This is a genomic window from Marinobacter mobilis (assembly GCF_900106945.1).
GTDB lineage: Bacteria > Pseudomonadota > Gammaproteobacteria > Pseudomonadales > Oleiphilaceae > Marinobacter > Marinobacter mobilis.
Genome location: NZ_FNNE01000001.1, coordinates 359,103 through 382,451 on the forward strand (window position 1 = coordinate 359,103; position 23,349 = coordinate 382,451).

25 protein-coding genes and 1 tRNA gene are annotated in these 23,349 nt (G+C 57.7%); 18 read left to right on the forward strand and 8 right to left on the reverse strand.

What is annotated here, in order from left to right; all coding sequences use genetic code 11:
* The first annotated feature begins 56 nt into the window (after positions 1 to 56).
* The 7 genes from BLV11_RS01605 (at position 57) to BLV11_RS01635 (ending at position 7,204) form a co-directional block, all read left to right on the forward strand.
* A complete protein-coding gene (locus BLV11_RS01605; RefSeq protein WP_091811187.1) occupies positions 57 to 761 on the forward strand; it encodes a TRAP transporter small permease subunit in 705 nt (234 codons plus the stop codon).
* Positions 758 to 2,296 carry a TRAP transporter large permease gene (locus BLV11_RS01610; protein ID WP_091811188.1) on the forward strand — a complete coding sequence of 513 codons (1,539 nt, stop codon included), beginning with the start codon at positions 758 to 760 and terminating at the stop codon, positions 2,294 to 2,296. Before BLV11_RS01605 ends, BLV11_RS01610 begins: the two co-directional genes overlap by 4 nt.
* Positions 2,297 to 2,315: 19 nt before the next feature.
* Complete coding sequence (locus BLV11_RS01615; RefSeq protein ID WP_091811189.1) at positions 2,316 to 2,741, forward strand: GlcG/HbpS family heme-binding protein; 426 nt, start codon at positions 2,316 to 2,318, stop codon at positions 2,739 to 2,741.
* Between the two features lie 39 nt (positions 2,742 to 2,780).
* A complete protein-coding gene (locus BLV11_RS01620; RefSeq protein WP_091811190.1) occupies positions 2,781 to 4,256 on the forward strand; it encodes an FAD-linked oxidase C-terminal domain-containing protein in 1,476 nt (491 codons plus the stop codon).
* Positions 4,249 to 5,313: a glycolate oxidase subunit GlcE gene (glcE, locus tag BLV11_RS01625; protein ID WP_091811191.1), complete on the forward strand. Its 1,065-nt coding sequence runs from the start codon at positions 4,249 to 4,251 to the stop codon at positions 5,311 to 5,313. Before BLV11_RS01620 ends, glcE begins: the two co-directional genes overlap by 8 nt.
* Positions 5,314 to 5,340: 27 nt before the next feature.
* The gene (glcF, locus tag BLV11_RS01630; RefSeq protein WP_091811192.1) at positions 5,341 to 6,549 is read left to right on the forward strand and encodes a glycolate oxidase subunit GlcF; all 1,209 of its coding nucleotides are present in this window, start codon (positions 5,341 to 5,343) and stop codon (positions 6,547 to 6,549) included.
* Between the two features lie 82 nt (positions 6,550 to 6,631).
* A complete protein-coding gene (locus BLV11_RS01635; RefSeq protein WP_217634508.1) occupies positions 6,632 to 7,204 on the forward strand; it encodes a hypothetical protein in 573 nt (190 codons plus the stop codon).
* Between the two features lie 96 nt (positions 7,205 to 7,300).
* On the opposite strand, the gene BLV11_RS01640 is transcribed toward BLV11_RS01635, so the two are convergent.
* Positions 7,301 to 8,059 carry a substrate-binding periplasmic protein gene (locus BLV11_RS01640; protein WP_217634509.1) on the reverse strand — a complete coding sequence of 253 codons (759 nt, stop codon included), beginning with the start codon at positions 8,057 to 8,059 and terminating at the stop codon, positions 7,301 to 7,303.
* A gap of 296 nt (positions 8,060 to 8,355) precedes the next feature.
* Between BLV11_RS01640 and BLV11_RS01645 the strand changes: the two genes are divergently transcribed.
* The 5 genes from BLV11_RS01645 (at position 8,356) to BLV11_RS18590 (ending at position 10,663) form a co-directional block, all read left to right on the forward strand.
* Positions 8,356 to 8,592: a hypothetical protein gene (locus BLV11_RS01645; RefSeq protein ID WP_091811193.1), complete on the forward strand. Its 237-nt coding sequence runs from the start codon at positions 8,356 to 8,358 to the stop codon at positions 8,590 to 8,592.
* Positions 8,593 to 8,765: 173 nt separating this feature from the next.
* The gene (locus tag BLV11_RS01650) at positions 8,766 to 9,491 is read left to right on the forward strand and encodes a HupE/UreJ family protein (RefSeq protein WP_091811194.1); all 726 of its coding nucleotides are present in this window, start codon (positions 8,766 to 8,768) and stop codon (positions 9,489 to 9,491) included.
* 16 nt (positions 9,492 to 9,507) lie between these two features.
* Positions 9,508 to 10,182, forward strand: a complete 675-nt coding sequence (locus BLV11_RS01655; RefSeq protein WP_091811195.1) for a transmembrane anchor protein — start codon at positions 9,508 to 9,510, stop codon at positions 10,180 to 10,182.
* Positions 10,183 to 10,288: 106 nt separating this feature from the next.
* A complete protein-coding gene (locus BLV11_RS01660; RefSeq protein ID WP_091811196.1) occupies positions 10,289 to 10,489 on the forward strand; it encodes a hypothetical protein in 201 nt (66 codons plus the stop codon).
* A 48-nt stretch (positions 10,490 to 10,537) separates the two neighbouring features.
* On the forward strand, positions 10,538 to 10,663 hold the full coding sequence (locus BLV11_RS18590; protein WP_281242729.1) for a hypothetical protein: 126 nt from the start codon (positions 10,538 to 10,540) through the stop codon (positions 10,661 to 10,663).
* Positions 10,664 to 10,810: 147 nt separating this feature from the next.
* On the opposite strand, the gene BLV11_RS01665 is transcribed toward BLV11_RS18590, so the two are convergent.
* From BLV11_RS01665 to BLV11_RS01680, 4 genes are all read right to left on the reverse strand, one after another.
* Positions 10,811 to 10,886: transfer RNA gene (locus BLV11_RS01665), tRNA-Phe, on the reverse strand.
* Between the two features lie 122 nt (positions 10,887 to 11,008).
* A complete protein-coding gene (locus tag BLV11_RS01670) occupies positions 11,009 to 11,281 on the reverse strand; it encodes an oxidative damage protection protein (protein ID WP_091811197.1) in 273 nt (90 codons plus the stop codon).
* Positions 11,282 to 11,350: 69 nt separating this feature from the next.
* Complete coding sequence (gene mutY, locus BLV11_RS01675; protein ID WP_091811198.1) at positions 11,351 to 12,415, reverse strand: A/G-specific adenine glycosylase; 1,065 nt, start codon at positions 12,413 to 12,415, stop codon at positions 11,351 to 11,353.
* Positions 12,412 to 14,631: an AsmA family protein gene (locus tag BLV11_RS01680; RefSeq protein ID WP_091811199.1), complete on the reverse strand. Its 2,220-nt coding sequence runs from the start codon at positions 14,629 to 14,631 to the stop codon at positions 12,412 to 12,414. The genes mutY and BLV11_RS01680 overlap by 4 nt, the downstream gene beginning before the upstream one ends.
* Positions 14,632 to 14,848: 217 nt before the next feature.
* On the opposite strand from BLV11_RS01680, the gene BLV11_RS01685 reads away from it, so the two are divergent.
* The 6 genes from BLV11_RS01685 (at position 14,849) to BLV11_RS01710 (ending at position 19,754) form a co-directional block, all read left to right on the forward strand.
* Entirely contained in the window at positions 14,849 to 15,310 is a 462-nt protein-coding gene (locus BLV11_RS01685) for an SRPBCC family protein (RefSeq protein WP_091811200.1), read from the forward strand.
* Between the two features lie 267 nt (positions 15,311 to 15,577).
* A complete protein-coding gene (gene hisB / locus BLV11_RS01690) occupies positions 15,578 to 16,171 on the forward strand; it encodes an imidazoleglycerol-phosphate dehydratase HisB (RefSeq protein ID WP_091811201.1) in 594 nt (197 codons plus the stop codon).
* Positions 16,172 to 16,191: 20 nt separating this feature from the next.
* Positions 16,192 to 16,866 (forward strand): imidazole glycerol phosphate synthase subunit HisH, encoded by a 675-nt coding sequence (gene hisH, locus BLV11_RS01695; RefSeq protein ID WP_091811202.1) that lies wholly within the window; start codon positions 16,192 to 16,194, stop codon positions 16,864 to 16,866.
* A 45-nt stretch (positions 16,867 to 16,911) separates the two neighbouring features.
* The gene (gene hisA, locus BLV11_RS01700; protein WP_091811203.1) at positions 16,912 to 17,643 is read left to right on the forward strand and encodes a 1-(5-phosphoribosyl)-5-[(5-phosphoribosylamino)methylideneamino]imidazole-4-carboxamide isomerase; all 732 of its coding nucleotides are present in this window, start codon (positions 16,912 to 16,914) and stop codon (positions 17,641 to 17,643) included.
* 33 nt (positions 17,644 to 17,676) lie between these two features.
* Positions 17,677 to 18,450: an imidazole glycerol phosphate synthase subunit HisF gene (gene hisF, locus BLV11_RS01705; protein WP_091811204.1), complete on the forward strand. Its 774-nt coding sequence runs from the start codon at positions 17,677 to 17,679 to the stop codon at positions 18,448 to 18,450.
* 602 nt (positions 18,451 to 19,052) lie between these two features.
* Positions 19,053 to 19,754 (forward strand): helix-turn-helix domain-containing protein, encoded by a 702-nt coding sequence (locus BLV11_RS01710; RefSeq protein ID WP_091811205.1) that lies wholly within the window; start codon positions 19,053 to 19,055, stop codon positions 19,752 to 19,754.
* Positions 19,755 to 19,808: 54 nt separating this feature from the next.
* On the opposite strand, the gene BLV11_RS01715 is transcribed toward BLV11_RS01710, so the two are convergent.
* From BLV11_RS01715 to BLV11_RS01725, 3 genes are all read right to left on the reverse strand, one after another.
* Positions 19,809 to 20,954: a pyridoxal phosphate-dependent aminotransferase gene (locus BLV11_RS01715; RefSeq protein WP_091811206.1), complete on the reverse strand. Its 1,146-nt coding sequence runs from the start codon at positions 20,952 to 20,954 to the stop codon at positions 19,809 to 19,811.
* The gene (locus BLV11_RS01720; protein WP_091811207.1) at positions 20,941 to 21,864 is read right to left on the reverse strand and encodes a GHMP family kinase ATP-binding protein; all 924 of its coding nucleotides are present in this window, start codon (positions 21,862 to 21,864) and stop codon (positions 20,941 to 20,943) included. The genes BLV11_RS01715 and BLV11_RS01720 overlap by 14 nt, the downstream gene beginning before the upstream one ends.
* 66 nt (positions 21,865 to 21,930) lie before the next feature.
* Entirely contained in the window at positions 21,931 to 23,235 is a 1,305-nt protein-coding gene (locus tag BLV11_RS01725; protein ID WP_091811208.1) for an FAD-dependent oxidoreductase, read from the reverse strand.
* Between the last annotated feature and the right edge of the window lie 114 nt (positions 23,236 to 23,349).

The window sequence follows — 23,349 nt, forward strand, 5'->3', positions numbered from 1 at the left end:
ATAACGAATCGGGGAGGGCCCAGTCCTCCCCCAGACTATGGCTGAGGTCGTAACCGATGTCTGATCTCGAAGGTTTTGGTTTTGTCTTGCCGCACTGGTTTTACTGGGGCTGGCTTGCGGTAATGCCGCTGATTCTGATGGCACTGGATCGCTGGATGGGTAAATCCGGTGATGCCGGGGAAACGGCGGGGCACCCGGTCATGGGTGAGCTGCAGGCGGAGGAAGATCCGCTGATTGCGCTGCAGTTCGAGGGTAACTGGTTTACCCGGATGATTGACTGGATCAGCGATAAGTCAGGCCTGTTTGTAGCGTTCTGGACCGTGAATGCGGTCTGTTTCTACTTTTTTGAAGTGGTGATGCGGTACCTGTTCAACATGCCGACCATCTGGGTTCATGAGGCCAGTTTCCTTTTGCTGGGCATGCAATACCTGCTTGCCGGGGCCTTTGCCCTGTTGCACGGAGCCCATGTCCGGGTCGATGTACTGTACAACCTGTTACCGCTGCGGGGCCGGGTGGGGATGGACATCTTCACTTCGATGTTCTTTTTCATTTTCGCTCTGGCGTTGCTGATTACCTCCTGGACCTTTTTCATGAATTCCTACTCGATGAATGAAACCACCGTCGAAACCTGGGGCATCCAGTACTGGCCCGTGAAAGGCATGATGGTGACCGGGGCGGTGCTCCTGCTGCTTGCCGGGGTGTCAAAACTGATCAAGGACATCGTACTGTTTGTCCGCCTGGGACAGGAGCCGTCAGCATGACTACTCAAGTTGCAAAGGCGCAGGCGACTCCCAGCCTGACCGGAAAGCTGGGCACCTGGCTCATGATACTGGCCACCGTTGGGCTCGGGTTCATCGTGTTGGTCGAAACCATCAATATCCTGTTTTACGATCCTTTCTCGGATGAGTACTTCCTGTTCCGCTTGGCCGGAAGCCTGGCCAACGTGCAGATCGGGCCGCTGACCTATCTGATGTTCGGGTCGCTGCTGGTGGCGTTGATGATGGGCTTGCCGCTGGCCTTCGTGACCGGCGGGCTGGGGGTTGTGTTCATCTATCTGGTGGGTGACAGCCTGATGCTCAACATCATCCCCAGCCGTATTTTCCCGATGATGACCAACTCCGATCTGGCAGCTATTCCGCTGTTTATTTTCATGGCGTCCCTGCTCGAGCGGGCAGGCCTGATCGAGGAAATGTTCAATGTGGTCTACAAGTGGATGGGCGGCCTGAATGGCGGTCTGGCCACGGCGACCATTCTGGCGTCAACCATCCTCGCTGCGATGGTCGGCGTTATCGGTGCCGCGGTGGTGACCATGGGGATCATCGCCTTGCCGGCCATGCTCAAACGGGGGTACGACCACCAGATCGCACTCGGTTCGATTATGGCGGGAGGGACCCTGGGCATCCTGATACCGCCGTCTATCCTGGCCATTCTTTATGCGGTCGTCGCCCAGCAGTCGGTGGGTGAACTCTATCTGGGTGCGGTTGTGCCCGGCCTGATGCTGTCGGTGATGTACATCGTTTTTGTCCTGGTCCGTACCTGGATCAATCCTACTCTGGGGCCCGCTGTACCCGCCGAGGAGCGGATTGGCTGGGGCGAAAAACTGATGCTGCTGAAGGATCTGATTGCGCCGATTATTCTTGTCAGTCTGGTACTGGGACTGCTGTTCGGGGGCATTGCCACTCCGGTTGAAGCCGCCGGTATCGGCTCATTTGGCGCCATCCTGGTGGCCTGGAAGCACAAGGCATTTTCGGTCGCTACGCTGAAAGAGGCATCGGTCACCACGGCCAAGGCATCCGCCATGGTGCTGTGGATCATGTTTGGCGCTTCCGTGTTTGTCGGCTTCTACATCCTGCAGGGCGGCCAGACCTTTATCACCGACGCCATCCTCGGCACCGGGCTTTCCGCCTACGGCATCCTGTTCCTGCTGATGGTGTTGCTGGTGGTCCTGGGGATGTTCCTGGACTGGGTCGGCATCCTGCTGCTGGCAGTCCCTATCTTCATTCCTATCGTTGAAGCGCTGACCTTCGACGGTCTGTTTGGATTGCCGGCGGTACCCGGTGAGGATGTCGTGTTGTGGTTCGGGGTGCTTTACCTCGTCAACATGCAGATGTCGTTCCTCAGCCCTCCGTTTGGCTATGCGTTGTTCTATATCCGAGGCGTCTGCCCGCCGGAAATTTCCATGGCTACGATCTTCCGGTCGGCTCTGGTGTTCCTGGCACTGCAGGCCCTTGGTCTGATGCTTTGTATTCTGTTCCCGGCGTTGGTGACCTGGCTGCCGAGCATGGTATACGGCTAATTAATGAGAGGAGTGTTTGATGTTAACCGTGAATCGACTGGACTTGGCTGATGCCCAGGTGCTGATTGCTGGCGCTGCGGCCAGGGCCGGAGAAATCGGTATACCCATGTGTATTGCCATAACGGATGAATCTGGCAACCTGCTCGCCTTTGAGCGGATGGACGGTGGCAAGGTCACCAGCATTACGGTGGCCCAGGACAAGGCCTTTACCGCGGCGGCGGCCCGTAAGGCGACCCACGAATACAACCAGGCCTGCGTACCGGGTAACCTGGTGTTTGGTATCCACACCGAGGTGGGAGGCCGGCTATCGGTGGTGGGCGGTGGCCTGCCGGTGATGGTCGATGGCGAAGTGGTGGGGGGGATCGGACTCAGCTCCGGTACCCCACAGCAGGACATGGACTGTGCCCAGGCTGGCATCGACCACTTTCTGTCCCAGCGCAGCTGAGTCCGTTTTTGTGAACCGTATTCTGTCGAGTTAGATCCTATGACTGAAAAACCAACCATAACCAAAGCCGAGCTGGCAGAGCATTTTCGTGGCTTCATTGATCCCGAGTACGTCATCACTGACGACGAGACCATGAAGCCCTACGAGTGCGATGGCATGTCCATGTACTGCGAAATGCCTCTGCTGGTGGTGCTGCCGGAAACCGTGGCGCAGGTGCAGGAGGTGATGCGCCTCTGTTCCCGCCACAAGGTGCCGGTGGTTGCCCGTGGCGCCGGTACCGGGCTCTGTGCCGGTGCGATGCCCCATGCCGAGGGCATCGTGCTGTCGCTGGCCAAGTTCAACCGCATTCTGTCCATTGATCCGTTGGCCCGCTCTGCGAGGTTGCAGCCCGGTGTCCGTAACCTGGCGATCAGTGAGGCCGCCGCCGAATTCGGTCTCTATTATGGCCCCGATCCCTCGTCACAGATTGCCTGCACCATCGGCGGTAATGTTGCCGAAAATTCCGGTGGCGTGCACTGCCTGAAATACGGCCTCACCGTTCATAACCTGCTGAGCGTCGAACTGGTGACCGTTGATGGCGAGCTGGTCACCATCGGCAGCGATGGTCTGGACTGCTGTGGTATGGATCTGATGGCTCTGATGACGGGCTCGGAGGGGCTGCTGGGGGTGGTCACAGAGGTCCAGGTCAAACTGCTTCCGAAACCGGAGATCGCCCAGGTGGTGATGGCCGGATTCGACAGCATACAGAAGGCCGGTGATGCGGTAGGGGGCATTATTGCTCACGGCATCATTCCCGGCGGACTCGAAATGATGGACGGTCACGCTATTGTGGCGGCGGACGATTTTGCTCAGGCAGGTTACCCGCGAGACGCCAAGGCCCTGTTGCTGTGTGAGGTTGACGGCACCGAAGAGGAAGTGCACGAACATATCGAGCAGGCCGAGACGCTGTTCCGCAAACTCGGAGCGACGTCGGTACGGACCTCAAGGGATGAAGACGAACGGGCCCTGCTGTGGAAAGGTCGCAAGTCGGCGTTCCCGGCAGTCGGGCGGATCTCACCTGATTATTACTGCATGGATGGAACCATTCCCCGCGGGCAGCTGGCCCATGTGCTCACCGAGATGGAAAAAATGTCGGAGGAATTTGGCCTGCGGGTGGCGAATGTCTTCCATGCCGGTGATGGCAACCTGCACCCACTGATTCTGTTCGATGCCAACGTGCCGGGCGAGTTCGAGCGTACCGAGGCCTTTGGTAGTCGTATTCTGGAGCTGTGCGTGAAAGTCGGTGGCTGTATCACCGGTGAGCACGGGGTTGGGGTCGAGAAAATCCGCCAGATGGCGATCCAGTTCAACGATGACGAACTGGCCCAGTTCCGCGAGCTGAAGGCGGCCTTTGATGCCGACGGCATTCTCAATCCGGGTAAGGGCGTGCCCACCCTGCGCTTCTGTCAGGAATACCGCTCTCTCGAACATAAACAGCATTCAACCAACCGCGATACGGATGCCTCCCATGGCTGATATTTCCAAACAACTTCAGGACCAGATCCTGGCAGCCCGGGACAAGGGCAGCAAACTGAATATTGTCGGTGGTGGCAGCAAGGCCTTCATGGGCCGCACACCGGACCCGGATGCTTCCGAGCTGAACCTCAGTGGCCACACCGGTATTGTGGATTACCACCCGGTCGAGCTGGTGCTGACGGTGCGCGCCGGCACGCCGCTGAATGACATTGAAGCCACGCTGGCGGAGCAGGGCCAGACTCTGCATTTTGAACCGCCACGGTTTGGTGATACCGACACCATCGGTGGCACCCTGGCTTGTAACCTGTCTGGCCCGGCGCGTCCCTGGTCGGGCTCGGTGCGGGATCAGGTGCTGGGTGTGAGACTGATCAACGGTAAGGGTGAGCATCTGAAGTTCGGTGGTCAGGTGATGAAAAACGTCGCCGGTTACGATGTGTCCAGGCTCCAGGCTGGCGCCTTCGGTACCCTTGGGGTGATGACCGAAATCAGCCTGAAAGTGATGCCGAAACCTGCGGCCAGTATGACGCTGGTGCGGGAAATGGCGGTGGATGACGTGGTTGACTACATGAATGTCCGGTCTGCAGAGCCCAAGCCACTTTCTGCCGCCTGCTGGCTTGATGGCAAAGTTTATCTTCGCCTGTCCGGTGCGCAGTCGGCCGTTGAAGCTACTGCGGCTAGGTGGGGTGGCGAGCCGCTTGATGAGGCGGACGCCTTCTGGCAGAAGCTGCGTGATCAGCAGCATGACTTCTTTGGCGGAGATCAGCCGTTGTGGCGCTTCTCGGTCCGCTCTACCGCCGCTCAGCCGAAACTTGAGGGCCAGTGGCTGATTGATTGGGCGGGTGCCCAGCGCTGGTTCCTGGGCGATGCCGACAAAGCCCAAATGGAACAGTTGGCCCGGGACGCCGGCGGACAGGTCAGCCTGTTCCGGGGCGGCGACCGCAATGCCGAGGTGATGCACCACCAGCCAGAGGTTCTGTGTGGCGTGCAGAAACGCCTGAAGAATGCCTTTGATCCGGATGCGATTTTCAATCCGGGACGCCTGTATAGCTGGCTGTAACAGTCGAATTTTGCCAATAGGGTTAGCATGAAAACCAACCTAGTTTCCCAGTTCGCCAACACGGCCGAGGGTCAGGAAGCGGAGTCTATCCTGCGGGCGTGTGTTCATTGTGGCTTTTGTACCGCCACATGCCCCACCTATCAGGAACTCAATGATGAGCGTGATGGCCCGCGTGGTCGCATCTACCTGATGAAGCAGTTTCTTGAAGGCGGGGAGGTCACCGAGAAAACCCGCCAGCATCTGGACCGCTGCCTGACGTGCCGCAGCTGCGAGACCACCTGCCCGTCAGGCGTTCAGTACGGACGGCTGGTGGATATCAGCCGCGGCCTGATGGAGCAGGAAATGCCGCGTCCGGCCAAAGAGCGTTACCTGCGTATGGCGCTGGCCAAAGTGCTGCCCAACCGCAGTCTGTTCGGTTTCCTGTTGCGTCTTGGTCAGCTGTTCCAGCCGCTGTTACCGAAGCCCTTGAAAGCCAAGGTGCCACCGCGGCAACACCCCAACCCCTGGCCGGCGGCCAGTCATCAACGCGTGGTGCTGGCATTGGCGGGCTGTGTGCAGCCGTCGGCCACACCCAATACCAATGCCTCGGCGGCACGAGTGCTGGATCGCCTGGGAATTACCATGGTCGAGGCACCGGAAGCGGGTTGCTGTGGAGCGGTCAATTACCATCTGGCCAATCACGACGATGGCCTGGATGCCATGCGTCGTAACATCGATGCCTGGTGGCCTGCAGTGGAAGCGGGTGCGGAAGCCATCATTATGACCGCCTCAGGGTGCGGTGCCATGGTGCAGGACTACGGTCATCTGCTGAAGGACGATCCGGTTTACGCGGTGCGGGCCCAGCGGGTCAGTGAACTGACGGTGGACCTGGGCGCCTTCCTGTTGAAACAGGACCTGGAACCCCTCAAAGTGAGCCGGCAGGCGGGTAAGGTGGCATTCCACTGCCCCTGTACCCTGCAGCACGCCATGAAGCAGAGCGGCACCGTGGAGCAGGTGCTGCGCAAGGCGGGGGTTGAGCTGGCCGAAACCAAAGACAAGCACCTGTGCTGTGGTTCTGCCGGAACCTACTCCATCACCCAGCCGGAGCTGAGCCAGCGTCTGCTGGATAACAAGATAAAGGCCCTGACCATTGATAACCCAGCTATGATCGCCACCGCCAACATTGGCTGCCAGATGCACATCGGCAGCAAGTCGCCGGTACCGGTCAGTCACTGGATTGAGCTGCTGGATCGTTGATTTCAGTACTCAAGTAGTATTGGGGGTGTTCCCGTCTGGCTCCTAGACTGAAAGTAATTTCAGGATCAGCGGGGGCAACACGATGGCAAATCGGGCAATCAGGACCCTGGTCGGGGTGGGCGTAATCGCTGGCCTCGGCGGGCTCGCCCCGGCGATGGCCGCAGAACTGCCGCAGGGTGAACGGACAATCTATCTTCTGGAGACGTCCGGTGAGCCCCATGAGGTGGGGACCGTCGAGTTCAGCACGGGCGGTAATGGGGGCATGACTTACACCCTTGATATGGATCTGTCGGTGTTCAAGGACTTCTTCCTGTCCATGAAAGAAATGAAATGCCTGGAAGGACCGGATGTCTGGTGCTTTATCCCCTATCCCTACAATAACCCTCATTCCGTGACGGCTGATGACCTGCGCTGGCTTGAACACGACCTGTTGTTCATGTTCAAGGAACCGCAGACCTTTGGCGCCAACTTGTGGAACGGCATCTACTACGCCATGGAAGTGGATGGTGATGTTATCCGCGGGCAGGCGAGGGCGGTCGACCTGAATATGCTGGCATCGCCACCGGATGATCAGACCGTGCCACCCTACGGTGAGTACGACATCAGCGAGTTTGATGCCGACAAGCGCTGGCTTCCAATGCTGGAAATTCGCTGACCGAAGGCCCGGCCGGTGTCGTCATGCCGCCAGGCGGCTCAGTATCCGAATAGCTGCGAAGTTCCAGGGCCAGGTCCATCGGTGTTATGAGCTTGGTCACCGGCTCGGTTGGCCGGATGGCTTGGGCAGGCTGGAAACATAGTCCGCTACGATGCCATCGATGTCGATTCGCTCCAGCCCCTCCTTGAAAATGGCCAGCCAGGCCCGTCCCTTCGAGGTATTTGTGAAGGCCACGTGGAGGGTCTGGGTGCCCAGAGGTTTGGCGTTCCACTGCAGTTGGTCGCTGACCGCCATCACCATAGGATCGTTGGCTCTCAGGTAATCCAGCACATAAGGATCGATCACCACCAGGTCGACCCTTCCCGCCGCTAGCTTCAGCAGATTTTGGCTGTCGGTGATGGCCAGCGATACCGAGATGTCGCCCGTTCTGATTCTGGCATCGAGCTCCGGGGTATTGGTGTAATCCTGGACGACGCCGATCGTCAGATGGGACAGGTCGTCAAGAGATTCCCAGTGGACGGGGTTGTTTCTACGTTCGGCAAAACCCACCGTGCTCGAGCCGATGGCAGGTGATAGCAGAAACTGATCCGATTCCAGATCGTACTCCGGCAGGTAGCCAACAAACACGTCGCTTGTCCGGGCTGTGATGATGGTGCGGGACCAGGGGAAAAAGGTCACGTCCAAGGCATGCCCCATGGACTGGAACGCTGCCCGGGCCACGGCTATTGAGGACCCCTGGCCGGCGAGCGTGGCACCGGAATAGGGCGGCCACTCAAGAGATGTAAGCCTCACGGTGTCGGCATGGCTGGTGGCGCTGCAGAGCACGGTCAGGACAAGTAAAGCGGGCAACAACATTCGCATGATCAGAGTATAGGTATGCCTGGTGGGCAGGAAGAGGGCGCCATTGTAAACAATAGTGAACAGTTAAGGCGATGGTTGATAACGTCGTGGGACTAAGGGATTGAATGTAAATGGATATTCGGGTTCACAGGATTGTCATAATAGCCCGGTCTAATACGGCTCCGTGAAATTGAATTCACGTCTCTCCGGCAGCCTTGCGTTGGCGTTCGCTGCCATACCCTCAGGAAGAGTGTTTGCCAGAACGGGTGGCTCTCGCCACTCGGTTGTTTTTGTGTGTGCTGGAGTCCCTAATGCTTGCCGAACGTACCGACCAGATCGGGAAGAATTCCGTTTATACCGTGATGTCCCGGGATTGCCTGGACGTACTGGCCCACGGCCACTGGAGCCGGCATGGCTTTTTCAATGTCTCGGAGTACGAGCTTCAGCTCTCTGGAGGAGAAACCCTGTACCGCTCCGAGTGCTTTGACGCCATTCAGAATTTTATCACCATGCTGACAGAGCCTTGCCGGGTGATGTTCCCCTGCTGATAGTCAGCTTGAGGGGGCCTGGGCACTAAAGTAGGTCATGTGGAGCGCCATTTGAAACCTTCGCCGGATGTCCGTGGACGACGGTTTCAGGTTATGGTCTGGCCCACAAACCTTCCCAGGCCTGCGTTCTGACAGCCTGGGAAACGCAACGCTCCAAGGTTTAAGGAATGCTAATGGCTAATTCGTTGAGGATTGGAGGCCACGCTGCGGTTGTGAAATCGCTGGCTGTGTTTCTGTCCGTCGGTGCTGTTTTGCTGATGTTTTCAATGGATGCGTTTGCCCACGGTGTCGCTACAGGCGATAAGGGCTATATCCAGGAAAACACCGGCACCCTGATTGTTCCGTTTATCTACCTCGGCGCCAAACACATGGTTACCGGTTACGATCACCTGCTGTTTCTGCTGGGGGTGATTTTCTTCCTCTATCGCCTGCGCGACGTCACCCTCTATGTCACGCTGTTTGCGCTCGGTCATTCGGTGACGCTGATCACTGGCGTGTTTTTCGATATCACTGTCAGCGCCTATCTGGTTGATGCCATCATCGGGTTGTCGGTGGTCTATAAGGCGCTCGATAATCTGGGCGCCTTCCAGCGCTGGTTCGGATGTCAGCCGGACACCCGCGCGGCCACCCTGATCTTCGGCCTGTTCCATGGCTTTGGCCTGGCGACGAAGCTGCAGGAATTCGACCTCTCGCAAGAGGGGCTGTTACCAAACCTCATTGCGTTCAACATTGGTGTTGAAGTCGGTCAGATCCTGGCACTTGCCGCCATTCTCGTCGTCATGGGGTTCTGGCGTAAAACACCGTCGTTTCTGCGCTATGCCTATCTAACCAACGTGGTCGTCATGGGGGCCGGTTTTGTCCTTATGGGGATGCAGCTGACCGGTTACTTTGTTGCCTGATTCGGAGATCGTTTTTATGTACAACCAGACAAAAGCGTCACAGGATGCCATGCCGAGTTCAGCTCAGCTTTTACGGTCCACTGTTGCCGCCATCGTTGTTGCGCTGGCCATACTTGTCACCATGGTTCTGCCCGCCGAATATGCCATTGACCCGACTGGCATCGGGCGCGCCCTCGGGTTGCAGAACATGGGAGAGGTCAAAGCCCAGCTTGCGGCAGAAGCCGTGGATGAGCCGATCGAGTCTGTCTCGGGCGGGTCTGGCAATCAGGAAATTCTCGAGCGCCTGGAGCGTATTGAGGCCGCCCTTGCCGGCTTGAGTGCTGCTCAGGTTGTGCCGGCTGCCGCGGCGCCTGCAGAGCCCGCGGTCAAGACTGAAACCATGTCACTGACCCTGGCTCCCAACCAGGGGGCGGAAATCAAGGTCGAGATGGCTGAAGGTGCGATCATTGAGTACGAATGGTTGACCGATGGCGGCAAAATCAACTTTGATACCCATGGCGACCCCTACAATGCGCCGAGAGACTTCTATCATGGATACAGCAAGGGCCTATTTGTTCCCGGCGACCAGGGCCAGCTGGAAGCCGCTTTTGATGGCTATCATGGTTGGTTTTGGCGTAACCGGACCCCGGCTGATATAGAAGTGACATTGATCGTGAAAGGCGAGTTCGCGTCCATCAAGCGAATGCTCTAAGTGTTCGCGCTGGCCTGGATGGGCGCAGTCCTGAACGCCACTCTTTATTTCTAATTTGTATATACAGTGTATATACTTTCTTTGTCGTTAGAGATCTGGAGTTTTCATGGCGAACAAAGTTGCTGGGGACAAACCCGTCAAGCCGGGCAAGAAGAAGGCGGGCAAGAAAGATGCTCAGCTTCTTATCCGCATTGGCAGCGCCGAGCGTGATGAGTTCATGGCGTTATGCGAAGAGCTGGACACCAGCGCGGCCAGAGAAATCCGGAAATTTATCCGAGGCTTCATTCGGGATAATAAAAACGACTGAAGATGCGCTAGAAACAATCGCTCAATAATCGATCAAGGAGTTGAGAGAATGGCTAAGAAAGTTTCCAAAAAAGTGGACGGCCTGAAAAAGGAAATCAAGGCCCGCAAGGCGAAAATTGCCAAGCACGAAGGCAAGCTTAAGAGCCTGAAGAAAAAGCTGAAAAAAGCGGCGTAACGAAACAGCTGAAAGGTCCCTTAGGGCCCGACGCTGTTGTCAGAAAGCCCTGCCATTGAGTGGGGCTTTTTTGGGCTCGGCTTTTTGCTAGGTAACACCAGAAACGAAAAAAGCCGCTCAAAGAGCGGCTTTTTTACGGAATTCGAATGGTGCCCGGACGCGGAATCGAACCACGGACACGGGGATTTTCAATCCCCTGCTCTACCAACTGAGCTATCCGGGCATGTTGCGGTAGTGCTCTGCAACGGGGCGCTATTAAACCGGTTTAGCGGTAGTGAGTCAAGGCTGTGGATGAAAAAAATATGAAACAGCTTTTTACCTGCACAAAGCTTGACCAGAACCGGGCTATTTCTCCGGTGGTACGTAGCCTTCAGCCTTGTCGAAGGGCTGGTTGTCGAGGAAGTTTTCCATCTGGGCCTGCAGGTATTTGCGGGTGTTCGGGTCCATCAGGCTCAGGTGCTTTTCGTTGATCAGCATGGTCTGCTGCGCCTGCCATTCCTGCCAGGCCTTCTTGGAGACAGTTTCGAACAGGTCCTGACCTTTCTGGCCGGGCATGGGCGGAAAGTCGAGGCCTTCGAGTTCTTCGTTGTATTTGCGGCAATGGACGGTGCGGCTCATGTCGGCTCCTGTGTAGATGCTGCCGGTTGTTGATCTGGCGTGGATGATAGCAGATCCCGCCACTCCAGATCAGATCAGGGCCGTTTGCTCCGGGCCGGCAAGCAAGGTTCGGATCGGTGCGGGCAGACCGAGCGCCAGCGCTTCGTCCCGGTACAACCAGCGGCGATCGTCATGATCTGCGATGGCCGCCGGGTGGCAGGTGCTAAGACGGGCCGGACGGATGTTCAGGTGGTAATGGCTGAAGGTATGGCGAAAACCGTTGTGCAGGGTTACGTCGAGACAGGGTAGCCCCAGGCTTTGTTCACAGGCTTCGGCCAACTCTTCGGCTTCCAGTGCCGGGTCGAGCTCCGGCAGGCTCCACAGGCCTCCCCAGATGCCGCTTGGCGGTCTTTTTTCGAGCAGTACGCGGCCTTCCGGGTCTTCCAGAATCACCATCCAGGTGGATTTTTCCGGCTTTTCTTTCTTGGGTTTGCTGGCGGGATAGCGGGCCGCTTCGCCAGTGGCATGGGCCGTACACGTGTTGCTGAGCGGGCATGAGTTACAGTCCGGCCGGCTGCGTGTACAGACCATGGCGCCGAGATCCATGATGGCCTGGGTGTAGTCCCGTACCCGTACGTCCGGTGTGTGCTCTTCGGCATGTTCCCAGAGCCGGTTCAGTACCCGGGTCTGGCCGGGCCAGCCGTCAACAGCGTGGTGGCGGGCCAGCACCCGTTTGACGTTACCGTCCAGGATGGTGGCTCGTTGCTGGAAGGCCTGGGCCAGAATGGCGGCGGCTGTGGAGCGACCGATGCCGGGGAGGGATTCGAGCTGGGCCTGGTCGGCCGGGAAGCGGCCATCAAAGTGTTCAACGACCTGCTGTGCTGCCTTTTGCAGGTTGCGGGCGCGGGCGTAGTAGCCCAGGCCCGACCAGTGGCTCAGTACGTCATCGACGGGCGCGGCGGCCAGCGCCTCTACCGAGGGAAAGCGCGCCATGAACGCTTCGTAGTAGGGGATGACGGTGGCCACCTGAGTCTGCTGAAGCATGATTTCAGAGACCCAGACCCGATAGGCGTTGCGGTCGTGGTGCCATGGCAGCGCTTTGCGGCCATGGCGGTCGTACCAGTTCAGCAGGCGCTGGGCGAAACTATTGCTCATTGGCCGAACAGGCCTTTCAGGGCATCGCGGACCTGGCCGGCACTTTCGCTGTCCATGTGTCGTTCCAGTTCCTCGGTTACCCGGCTCTCGGCACGTTCCGTGGCCCGGTCGATTTCTTCCTGAGCCTTGGCGCGGGCAGCGTTAGCGGCAATTTCCTTGAGGGTGTCGCGGAAACGTGATCCGTCAAAGGAGCACAGTCCGGCGGGGTCGTCGGCAAAGCTGCCACGGCATTCCAGCGGGATGACCACATTCTGGACATAGTCGGTGACACGGCAGGCGGGATCGCGGTGGATTTCGCCAACGATACGAAGGCCAGCTTCGTAGTCGAGTGCGCTCTGGGCCAGGTCGACGGTGCCATCGCCTTCCAGCTTCATGCCTGCCAGGGCCGCGGTCAGGTCGGTATTGGTGAGCGTGTTGCCGTCAATCTTGAGGGAACCACGCATGTCGTCGAACGGGGTGGTCGTTTCCCAGCCTGTTGCGCCAAGGCTTTCCTGGTTGGCAAGGGCGATTCCCTGACAGGCCATGCGGGTCAGGTTCATGCGGGTAAAGGAGCCCTCGGCGAGATTAAAGTTGATTGCGCCATTGGCGTTGTCACGCAGGGCGGAGATCCGGTTGCCGGAAGTGGTGAGGTTGAGGTCCAGATTGGCACCGCCAGTCAGCATGTCGACTTCGGCCAGATCCATCAGCAGGGGCTGGGTCTGGATGTTGGCAACGTCGGAGCTGATCGTCCACTTCGGCGTGTTGCTGCGGGCATCCAGCGTGGCCTGGGCGTCAAACTGGCCCTGGTACATCTTGCCGCTGAGGTCGTCGAGCTTGAGCAGGCCATTGTTGGCGGTAATCACGGTATTTAGATCGCTGATGGTCAGGTTGCTGGCAATCAGTTCGCTCAGCCCGAGCTGGATGTTCAGGGCCAGGGTGCGCAGGGTGTCCAGTGGCAACAGGTCCGATTCCGGCTGTGGCTGCTGGGACTGGGCTGTCGCTGCTGCCGGCTCGGCATCGCCGTTGCTGGCAGTGGTGCCTTCCTCGGCAGGGGGCAGGTACCGGTCCGCATTCAACGATGTGCCCTGCAGCTTAAGCGCAACGGCGCCGTTGGCTAGGGTGTAGCTGCCGTTACCGGTGAAGGTGGTGTCATCCAGCTGGATGTTGACGTTGTCCAGGGCTACCTTGCCGGCCGGCCCGCTGATGGCAGTAGCGAAGGCTATGGTTTGCAGTACCTCAGGGTCACTGGTCTCGATCGGAGCCTGGCCCAGGGCGGCCAGCAGCTTTTTCAGCGAGAAGGCATCGACACGCAGGTTGCCGCTGAGTTGCGGGGCGTCGCCAAAACCGTTGACGTTGAGATTGGTGGTCAGGGTCAGGTCAGCCAGATTGACCGTGAGGTCTTCCAGGCTTGCGCTTTCGTTCTCCGTATCAGCGGTGGCAGACCCGGAAATCTGGGCCAGCACGCTTTTGCCGCCAAACGGCTCGCCGCTCATGTCAAAGCGCCCGTTGATGTCACTTACCGCGAACTGGTTAAGGGCCTCGTTGACCATCACGCCGGCACGCAAGGAACCGTCCACCGCAAACTGGGGCTGACTGGTCGCAACGCGGAAGGCCAGCTCAAAAGGAAATGTCTGGCCGAGGGTGATGCCACTGGCATTCAGGGTCACGCCTTCCAGCACAACCGACTGACCAGTGGCCAGGTCGTCAAAGTGAACCTGAGCGTTGCTGATCTGGATGTTTTCGACATTAAAGTTCAGCGGCGTGCTGGCGCTGTCCCCGGTTGGCTCTGTTTCCTGTGGCGCCGGTTCGGCAGGCTGGGCACCGGAATCAGCTACAGGCGTGCTTTCACCCTCGGGCATGATCCGGGTCCAGTTGCCGTTACCGTCTTTATCCATCACCAGACGGGCATCGAGTCCGTCGAGCACAAAGGTGTTGACCTGTGGTGACATGCGAATCAGCGACAGAACGCTGACCTGCGCCACCAGTTGGTCCAGCTTGACGAAGCGTTCATCGTCAAGCATGGCTTTCACATTATTCAGTTCGAGGCCCAGAGGGATGAAAGACCAGTCGATGTCCCCCTCAAGCAAAATGTCCAGGTTGGTGGCATCTTCAACGGCTTTTTCAATTTGCGGTTTGTAATTGTTGGGGTCGATCACCGCGACAGCGATAGCAATGGCGACTGCGGTGAGTACGATGACCGCAACCATGGCGATAACCAGGTATCGAACAGCTTTCATGGTATCTGCATCCTTCCGAAATTTGGCCAAGACGAATTGGGCAAGTCACTGTAAAACGTAACTGCAAGGATAGCGTAGCTGCACCAAGATCTATATGACAACGCATGACCAATAAGACAGAATACGGACTCGCGATTACCGGATTCGTTCAGAGAAAACTGCCTGTATCGCGTTGATCGAGGCCTAAAAACAACGTGACAATGAAAAGGAGTGGCTTGTGGCCATTACTGTAGCCCTTGAATTGAGTCGGGATTTCGAGATTCCCGGCGCGTACAACGATGTGTTCGATCTGCTGGCGGATGTGCCCCGTTCAGTCAGCCATTTCCCCAAGGTGGATCAATTGGTGGATCTGGGCGGCAATTCCTTCCGTTGGGAAATGGAAAAGCTCGGTATCGACAAGCACGCCATCCAGACCGTGTATGCCTGTAACTATGTCCCTGACCGCGATGCCGGAACGATTACCTGGACACCGGTGAAGGGTGAGGGCAATGGGTTGGTCAGCGGTTCCTGGGAGCTGACCGCCAATGGCGATAACGCCACCAACGCCAAATTCCGTACCAAGGCAGAGTTGACCTTGCCGCTTCCGAAGCTGCTCAAGCTCGCCATCAGCCCGGTGGTCAAGCACGAGTTCAACGCCTTGGTGGATACCTACGTTGCCAACCTGAAGAAGGCCTTCTGATCGTCTTCTGATCTTGTCTGGTCAAGGCTGCGCCGCCCTCCGGACACACTGGAATTGCCAGTGGCTACGATCATCGCCCGGGATGCGCTTCCCGGTGTCGGCGACGTATCCGCTGGCTTTCTGCGTTTTGCGTCCCGAGAAATTCGATGGATTGCCTGTTGCGATGGAAGAGATTGACGTCGTGGTGGGACGGCGGCCTGCATTACAGGTATAATCCGCATTCTATTGTTTACAGGCATTACGCCGATTGACCGCACTGGAGTCCCCATGGCCGAACGCAAGGCGCGGGTAGAACGAAATACCCTTGAAACCCAGATTACTGTTGAGATCAATCTCGATGGTACCGGCAAAGCCACCTTTGATACCGGTGTTCCGTTCCTGGAGCACATGATGGATCAGATCGCCCGTCACGGGCTGGTGGATCTCAATATCGTTTCCAAGGGTGACCTGCACATTGACGACCACCACACGGTGGAAGACATCGGCATTACTCTGGGGCAGGCCTTTATTCAGGCGGTGGGCGACAAGAAGGGTATCCGTCGTTATGGGCACGCTTATGTGCCGCTGGACGAAGCTCTGTCACGTGTGGTCATTGACCTCTCCGGCCGCCCCGGCCTGATCATGGATGTGCCTTACACGCGTGGCTCCGTTGGCGGTTTTGACGTCGATCTGTTCGAGGAATTTTTCCACGGCTTTGTGAACCATTCCATGGTGTCTCTGCATATCGATAACCTGCGTGGCAAGAATACCCACCACCAGATTGAAACCGTGTTCAAGGCCTTTGGCCGCGCGCTGCGCATGGCCATTGAGATGGACGAGCGCATGGCGGGCATTACCCCGTCGACCAAAGGTTCACTGTAAGGCCGGAGCCCCCTATTCAGATGAAAACCGTTGCCATTATTGATTACGGCATGGGCAACCTGCATTCCGTGAGCAAGGCCGTTGAGCATGTCGCTTCCGATGCCCGGGTTGTGGTGACCAGTGATGCCGCCCAGGTTCGGGAGGCCGATCATGTCATCCTGCCAGGGGTTGGCGCCATTCGCGATTGCATGGCAGAGATTCGCCGGCTGGGTGTCGATGAATTGGTCCGGGAAGTTTCCGCGGACCGGCCGTTGCTCGGTATCTGCGTGGGCATGCAGGCGTTGATGTCCCGCAGTGAGGAGAACGGCGGTGTCGATTGCATCGACCTGTTCCCGGCCGAGGTTCGCTACTTTGGCGATAACCTGACGGAGAAGAGCGATCGCGGTGAGGAACGGCTGAAAGTGCCGCACATGGGCTGGAATGAGGTCTACCAGACCGTTGACCACCCGGTATGGCATAACATCCCCGACGGTGAACGCTTCTACTTTGTGCACAGTTACTATGTAGAGGCCGAGTGCCGCGGCGCTGGCGAAGCGGGCCGCAATCCTGATCTGGCAGGCCGGACCCATTATGGTGTCGACCTGGCTGCGGCCGTGGCGCGGGGCAATATTTTTGCGGCCCAGTTTCACCCGGAAAAGAGCCACAATGCCGGCCTGCAATTGCTGAAAAACTTTGTTGCCTGGAACGGCGCCTGAGCCGCTTCCGACGCTTAACTGACAGACTGATACGGATTCCCATACATGCTGATTATCCCCGCCATCGACCTCAAAGACGGTAAATGTGTACGCCTGCGTCAGGGGCGCATGGACGACTCGACGGTGTTTTCCGACGATCCCGTTGATATGGCCGCCCGTTGGGTCGAGGCCGGTGCCCGTCGTCTGCACCTGGTGGATTTGAATGGCGCCTTTGCCGGCGAGCCGGTTAACGGTGAAATCGTGCAGGCCATCGCCAGGCGTTTCCCTGACCTGCCAATCCAGATTGGCGGGGGTATCCGCTCTGCAGAAACCATCGAAGCCTATCTGCAAGCGGGCGTACAGTGGGTCATCATCGGCACCAAGGCGGTGAAAGAGCCGGAATTTGTAACCGAGATGTGCAAACGTTTCCCGGGCCACATCATCGTGGGCCTGGATGCGAAAGACGGCCGTGTGGCCACCGATGGCTGGGCCGAAGTGTCTGAAGTCATGGCAACCGACCTGGCCAAGCGCTTTGCCAGCGATGGTGTCGATTCCATCGTTTACACCGACATCGCCCGTGACGGCATGATGCAGGGCGTAAACGTGGAAGCAACGGCTGCCCTGGCGGAGGCTGGCGGCATTCCGGTGATTGCATCTGGTGGTGTTACCAACATGGATGATCTCAAACGCCTGGCAACGGTCGCTGACAAGGGTATTCTCGGCGCCATCACAGGGCGTGCCATCTATGAAGGTACACTGGATGTGGCAGAGGCTCAGGCTTACTGCGACAGCCTGTAAACCGGCCCAACTCAATCATCGGAGCGCGCTGTCATGTCTCTCGCCAAACGCATTATTCCCTGCCTCGACGTCGACAAGGGGCGGGTCGTAAAGGGCGTTAATTTCGTCGATATCCGCGATGCCGGAGATCCGGTTGAGGTGGCCCGAAAGTACAACGAGCAGGGCGCCGACGAGATTACCTTCCTCGATATCACGGCCAGCCACGAGAGCCGTGACACCACCTACGAAACCGTTGAGCGCATGGCTGCGGAAGTGTTTATTCCGCTGACCGTCGGCGGTGGCGTACGTACGGTTGAGGATATCCGTAAGCTGCTTAATGCCGGTGCTGACAAGGTCTCTATCAATACTGCCGCGGTGTTCAACCCGGAGTTTGTCCGTGAGGCGGCGGAGCGTTTTGGCAGCCAGTGCATTGTGGTTGCCATCGACGCCAAGAAGGTCAGTGCCGAAGGTGAGCCGGAACGCTGGGAAATCTTCACCCACGGCGGTCGTAAACCGACCGGCCTCGATGCAGTGGCGTGGGCGAAGAAGATGACAGAGCTGGGGGCCGGTGAGCTCCTGCTGACCTCCATGGACCGGGATGGCACCAAGGTGGGGTTTGACCTGGGGCTGACCCGGGCCGTCAGCGATGCCGTGTCGGTGCCAGTGATCGCCTCAGGTGGCGTTGGTGAACTGCAGCACCTGGCCGATGGCGTCACCCAGGGCGGTGCCGATGCCGTATTGGCGGCCTCGATCTTCCACTTCGGCCAGCACACCATTCCTGAAGCCAAGGAAGCTATGCGGGCCCAGGGCATCGAAGTTCGCCTCTGACCCATACTGAGCTTGGGCTGAGCGGGTACGTTTTGTTGTGGTATCCGCTCAAGTATCTGATTCATGCCGGGGTATCGTTCCGGCCAGCTCTCTGGCTTTTCTATTGCCTGGTTGCGGCGCCGTTGTCGTAACTCCCCTCGATTTTCCACTTCCTGTGCCGGCAACCAGTGCTGGGGGGCTCGTTGAGGCCCTGGCGCGACGTTCCGGAGATAGGCGGTCTTTTTGGACTGAAAACAGGGCGAAACATGCGGAGACGTGACGCCCTGCGGCATAAGAATGGTTGCATCTTGGTAATATTAGGAATCAATTCACTGTACACGCTTGACGTCCGCCAAGTGGCTTCAATATTATTTACCGGTCAGTACATAATTGTCGCTGACTTCTCTCAGGTTGCATTTAGCACGGATTGCTAAGCCTGAATAGCGGCCCAGTGCCGCTATAAGACATCCTCCAGACAACCCCCAGTTCCGTACAGGCAAGCCGAGAGCGCTACGGGGATCAACCGTTGTGACCTTTCTTGCACTCCTGAATGAACGCTTGCTTCATCGGCTTGCTGTTCAGGATCCAACCGGAGCTGGCGTCTTAATGATTGAGGAAGCTACATGGAAAGTAACGACTCGCATTCGTTATCGGATTTCGTTAAGGCCTGCCATACGGTATCCAGTCTTCCGGATTTCCGGAGTACGATTTACGGCCAGTTACAGCGTTTGATCCCCCATGCGATGTTCGCGTTTGGTACCGTTTGTCTATCGAACCTTATTCTGAAGCAATCCCTGAACATCAACTTTCCAACTGGCTATCTTGGCCCGAATACCTCACAGGCCTGCCCGGAAATCCGGCAGTGGGTGCGAGAGGAGCGCCCGCTCTACATCGGGCTGAACGATGAAAGCTCTTCCCACTCGTCATCGCCCGCCCTGGCGCGTCACAAAATCAGGAACCTGGCGGTGCATGGCGTCACCGAACTCAACAGGAAGCAGGCCTGCCTGTTTCTGTTTGGCGGTGTGGATGCATTTCCGGAGGAAGTTGAGGACAGGCTGAGGTTGGTGACCCCCCACCTCTACTTTGCGCTGGCCAAGATTGGCGACTTTGACAGTGCACCAGGCCAGAGTCTGTTGACCAAGCGGGAGGCGGAAATTCTGGAATGGATCTGCATTGGCAAGTCAAATTCGGAAATCGGCATGATACTTGGCATCAGCCCCTGGACGGTCAAGATCCATGTTAGCCGAACCATCGAAAAGCTGAATGCTTCCAATCGCAGCCATGCTATTGCCATCGCCATGCATCAGGGGCTGATTGAGGTCTGACCGGATGCCGCGGCCGTTGAGGCCCGGCATCCGGATTTTCTCGGGAGTCAGCTATCAGCCCGCGACTCCCTCTGCCTCAGGTACCTGAGGCTCCCTGTCCAGGGCCGTCAATACGTCGGTGAGTGCGGACACCAGTGCGTCGGTTTGTTCCTTCCGGCGAACGACATTGCGCAGGTAGTACTCCGTGGATCCCACCTTGTTACTGCATTCACGGACCACCAGGCCGTAATGGTCAAGCAGCAGGTCGCGAACGCGTTTGCCCGATACTCCCTTGGGCAGTTCGCTGAACAGGAAGTTGCACTTGGACGGATAGGTTATCAGTCCGGGCACTTTCTGGAGCTGCTCAAACATATAGTCCCGGTCCTCGGCGACCTTCAGAAAGCTTGCCCGGTACTCGTCCTTGAATCGCCACATGTTTTTCAGCACGAAGCCGGCCAGGCCGTTGATGTTCCAGTAGGGCACTTTACGCCTCAGCGCCTCTGTCTGCAGGGTGTTGGCAACCGCATACCCCAGGCGAATGCCATGCCAGCCCAGGGATTTGCCCATGCTTTTGACGACGATGACGTTGTCGGAATTCATGGCCAGGGATTCGGCGCTTTCGAGGTCGGAAAATTCAATAAAGGATTCATCGATCAGGATGTGGTCGACATCGGTCAGGGCTTCGGCAATGGCCCGGATTTCCTCGCCGGTAAACCAGGCGCCGGTGGGATTATTGGGATTGCTGATGACCACCGTGGAGGCCGAGACTTCCCGGGCGCGCCTAATAACCTCGTCTGCGCTGAGCCGGAAGGCATTTTCTTTCTTACGCTGCAGGTAGAACACCGGAATGTCGAAGTCCGGTGGAATGTCGGTCCAGCGTCCAAAGGTCGGCACTGACGTCAGAATCGGACCACGGCTTTCGCGGCAGAGAATGGTGATGATCTCGGTGATGCCATTGGCCACAACGATATTTTCCGCCGGGGCATCACACAGGTCGGCAATACAGTCCTGATACACCGGCGCATAGTCCGGGTAGTACTTGAGAATGTCATGCATGTTCCGGTTGATCAGGGCTTCCATCTCTGTCGGCGGAAAATAGGAGTTTGCCGGCACGCAAAAGTCCACAAGCTGCCCGTCGAACCGGGTTTTGTCGCGAATCTGGAAAATCGATGGATTATGAAACGGCGTCTGGAAAATGTTCAGGTGTTTATTCGAACTCATGAGCACCACCTCCGATCACGTTGAATGTGCCGACGATCTCCAGAGCGTCGTCAAACTGGTTCGATATGCTGGTTCTCAGGTAGGCGTCGAGCTGGTCATCTTCCCGGTAGAGCACCCCCAGGACAGTGCCGCTGTGGGCGCAGTTCACGCCAAGAGCGCCGCTGGACAAGGCCAGCTCCAACAGCTTGTCGAACTGTGGCTTGAACATGATTTTCTGGTTCAGTTTGGCGCTACAGGTCGCGGCAAAAGCTACGGCTTCCAGATCCCCGGAATGCAGCCCTTTCTTCAGGGTGAACACGGTATCCCTCAAATAGGAATCGTGAGCCTTGTAGACCTTGCGCGCCTGGACCCGGTTGAAGGTGATGGTATCGACACTGCCGCCGCAGTCGACGATCAGTACTTTGAGTCCTCTGGGGGCAGGCATCGATTCAAACAGATTGCCGGTCAGATGATTCAGATGTGCGATGCCGGGAAAGTTCACGCAATCAGACGGTTCGATTTCCGTGACGATGGTTGAGAAACCCTCCAGGTCCATGGCGACACCACAATGGTCAGTCACCGCCATCAACGCGGCGGTGATGTCCGCCGAGCTGGAGGCCATGCCTTTGCCCCTGGGAATGTCGCTGAAGATGTTGAGCTGGTGAGCGAGCGTAAGACTGTGATGTTCCGACGCCAGAAGCAGGGTGTCGCGGATCTTTGAAAATTTACCGGGGCTGGCGATGTGCAGTCCAGGCTCCGGGTGTGACTTTACGGTTGCGTAGGAATATAGGTCGATCGGGCAATTGACCAGAAAATCCTGCCCATCCAGTGCGCCCTGAACCAATTCCCCGCAGGTTCCGGGTGCTTTCCGGCGAATGATACCGGACGGTGCGTCTATGTTTGATGTACTGCATCCTGCAACAACTGGCATACAACCTCCTGTCAAAGACTGGGCCCCCCGCGACAAAACGTGTTACGCGGGGGGCGTGTCTGCGGTTTAATCTGCGAAAGCGTTCCGATGGTAATCGAGCGCCAGGCTGTCAAACTGCTTGATGAAATCAGGCAGTTCGCGATTGTCCTGACTTTCTGGCTGGATCTGGTGCTTGAGGCTGATCGTGTCGCCGACCTGGCCGATGAACTGGTCAACCTTCTCCTGATCGCCTTCGATGCTGTGGAAGAATTCCAGCTCTTCACGGGTGTAGGGCTGCATCTCTGCACCGTCACAAACCAGGTTCCAGTAGTCCTCGTAGTCTGCAAGACGAATGTCGCTGTACTCCGACATGACGGACGCCCAGTCTTTCTCGCCGTTCAGGTACTTTTCCAGGTGTGCCGACAGCAGTTCGGCGTCCCGCAGGGCATGGGTAATCCCCATCGCGGTCCACTGGTCTTTGAAGCTGCAGGCATCGCCGACCAGAGCCCAGCCTTTGCCCCAGTTTTCTCGGTGGAACGCGACCATACGGCCCATGGCCTTGAACGGCTCTACCCGCGTAGCCTGCTTCAACAGTTTGGCGACATCAGGGGCGACAAACTCATAGGTCCTGAAAAAGCCGGCCTCCGGGTCTTTGCTGAAGTCGCCCCACCACTCTGTTGGCCCATACACCAGAACCAGGTGCCGGTCCTGCATCGTTGGGAAAATCGCTGTACCGAAACGACCGCGTTTGTGAATGCAAAGCTCTGGCTTGTCGATGCCAGAAAAATACCCGTAGTAAGCGAACGTGGACTTTTCCCTTACCTCGGTTTTCTGCGCTTTCACGTGATTGGCAAACTGCGACATCCGGCCGTCTGCACCAATCACCACTCGCGCACGGGCTTCGAACTCCTCGCCATTGCCCGCGATGGCCTTGATGCCAACAACGCCGTCATTTTCTTCGATGAGTGACACCACCCGGGTCGATTCCCTGACGTCTGCACCGGAGGCTCGGGCTTCTGTGAGCAATACTTCGTCAAGAAAAAAACGGCGGGGGCCCGCGTAATAGTCAACAACGCCATGGTCATCGCCGTGAAGGGCAATAAAGCGGTCACGAATGGCCTGGGACGGAACGCCGCCATGCAGACGAATCCCCTCAATGTTGATTTCCATCTGCTTGAAGTGGGGTGTCTGCTCCAGGATTTTGTCGGCCACCCCAAGTCGGTTCAGGTAGGACATGCCGCGGGGCCAGATAAAATGGGTGGAATTGGCGTCGCGGGGAAAGCTCGCTTTCTCAACAACCAGGACCTTGAAGCCTTTTCTCGCCAGCCATGCTGCGGTTGGCGCACCGGAAACGCTGCCGCCCACAACGATGACATCGTATTGATTACTCATATTACCTCCGTGTATGCATGTTGATTCGCACTCGCTCCACCACGGCTGAGTTCCCGAGAGGGTGTTGGTCAGGGTGGGGGGGAGCGAACACCGTGTGCTGGAACGATGGTGCCT

Bases quoted from the DNA above. Each gene is read 5' to 3' on its own strand.
- hisF (WP_091811204.1), top strand. From the start codon at position 17,677: ATGTCTCTCGCCAAACGCATTATTCCCTGCCTCGACGTCGACAAGGGG.
- BLV11_RS01640 (WP_217634509.1), bottom strand. From the start codon at position 8,059: ATGTTGTTGCCCGCTTTACTTGTCCTGACCGTGCTCTGCAGCGCCACC.
- BLV11_RS01655 (WP_091811195.1), top strand. From the start codon at position 9,508: ATGTACAACCAGACAAAAGCGTCACAGGATGCCATGCCGAGTTCAGCT.
- BLV11_RS01715 (WP_091811206.1), bottom strand. From the start codon at position 20,954: ATGAGTTCGAATAAACACCTGAACATTTTCCAGACGCCGTTTCATAAT.
- BLV11_RS01710 (WP_091811205.1), top strand. From the start codon at position 19,053: ATGGAAAGTAACGACTCGCATTCGTTATCGGATTTCGTTAAGGCCTGC.
- BLV11_RS01605 (WP_091811187.1), top strand. From the start codon at position 57: ATGTCTGATCTCGAAGGTTTTGGTTTTGTCTTGCCGCACTGGTTTTAC.
- BLV11_RS01645 (WP_091811193.1), top strand. From the start codon at position 8,356: ATGCTTGCCGAACGTACCGACCAGATCGGGAAGAATTCCGTTTATACC.
- BLV11_RS01670 (WP_091811197.1), bottom strand. From the start codon at position 11,281: ATGAGCCGCACCGTCCATTGCCGCAAATACAACGAAGAACTCGAAGGC.
- glcE (WP_091811191.1), top strand. From the start codon at position 4,249: ATGGCTGATATTTCCAAACAACTTCAGGACCAGATCCTGGCAGCCCGG.
- BLV11_RS01680 (WP_091811199.1), bottom strand. From the start codon at position 14,631: ATGAAAGCTGTTCGATACCTGGTTATCGCCATGGTTGCGGTCATCGTA.
- BLV11_RS01635 (WP_217634508.1), top strand. From the start codon at position 6,632: ATGGCAAATCGGGCAATCAGGACCCTGGTCGGGGTGGGCGTAATCGCT.
- glcF (WP_091811192.1), top strand. From the start codon at position 5,341: ATGAAAACCAACCTAGTTTCCCAGTTCGCCAACACGGCCGAGGGTCAG.
- BLV11_RS01720 (WP_091811207.1), bottom strand. From the start codon at position 21,864: ATGCCAGTTGTTGCAGGATGCAGTACATCAAACATAGACGCACCGTCC.
- BLV11_RS01610 (WP_091811188.1), top strand. From the start codon at position 758: ATGACTACTCAAGTTGCAAAGGCGCAGGCGACTCCCAGCCTGACCGGA.
- BLV11_RS01725 (WP_091811208.1), bottom strand. From the start codon at position 23,235: ATGAGTAATCAATACGATGTCATCGTTGTGGGCGGCAGCGTTTCCGGT.
- mutY (WP_091811198.1), bottom strand. From the start codon at position 12,415: ATGAGCAATAGTTTCGCCCAGCGCCTGCTGAACTGGTACGACCGCCAT.
- BLV11_RS01660 (WP_091811196.1), top strand. From the start codon at position 10,289: ATGGCGAACAAAGTTGCTGGGGACAAACCCGTCAAGCCGGGCAAGAAG.
- BLV11_RS01650 (WP_091811194.1), top strand. From the start codon at position 8,766: ATGGCTAATTCGTTGAGGATTGGAGGCCACGCTGCGGTTGTGAAATCG.
- hisA (WP_091811203.1), top strand. From the start codon at position 16,912: ATGCTGATTATCCCCGCCATCGACCTCAAAGACGGTAAATGTGTACGC.
- BLV11_RS18590 (WP_281242729.1), top strand. From the start codon at position 10,538: ATGGCTAAGAAAGTTTCCAAAAAAGTGGACGGCCTGAAAAAGGAAATC.
- BLV11_RS01615 (WP_091811189.1), top strand. From the start codon at position 2,316: ATGTTAACCGTGAATCGACTGGACTTGGCTGATGCCCAGGTGCTGATT.
- hisH (WP_091811202.1), top strand. From the start codon at position 16,192: ATGAAAACCGTTGCCATTATTGATTACGGCATGGGCAACCTGCATTCC.
- hisB (WP_091811201.1), top strand. From the start codon at position 15,578: ATGGCCGAACGCAAGGCGCGGGTAGAACGAAATACCCTTGAAACCCAG.
- BLV11_RS01620 (WP_091811190.1), top strand. From the start codon at position 2,781: ATGACTGAAAAACCAACCATAACCAAAGCCGAGCTGGCAGAGCATTTT.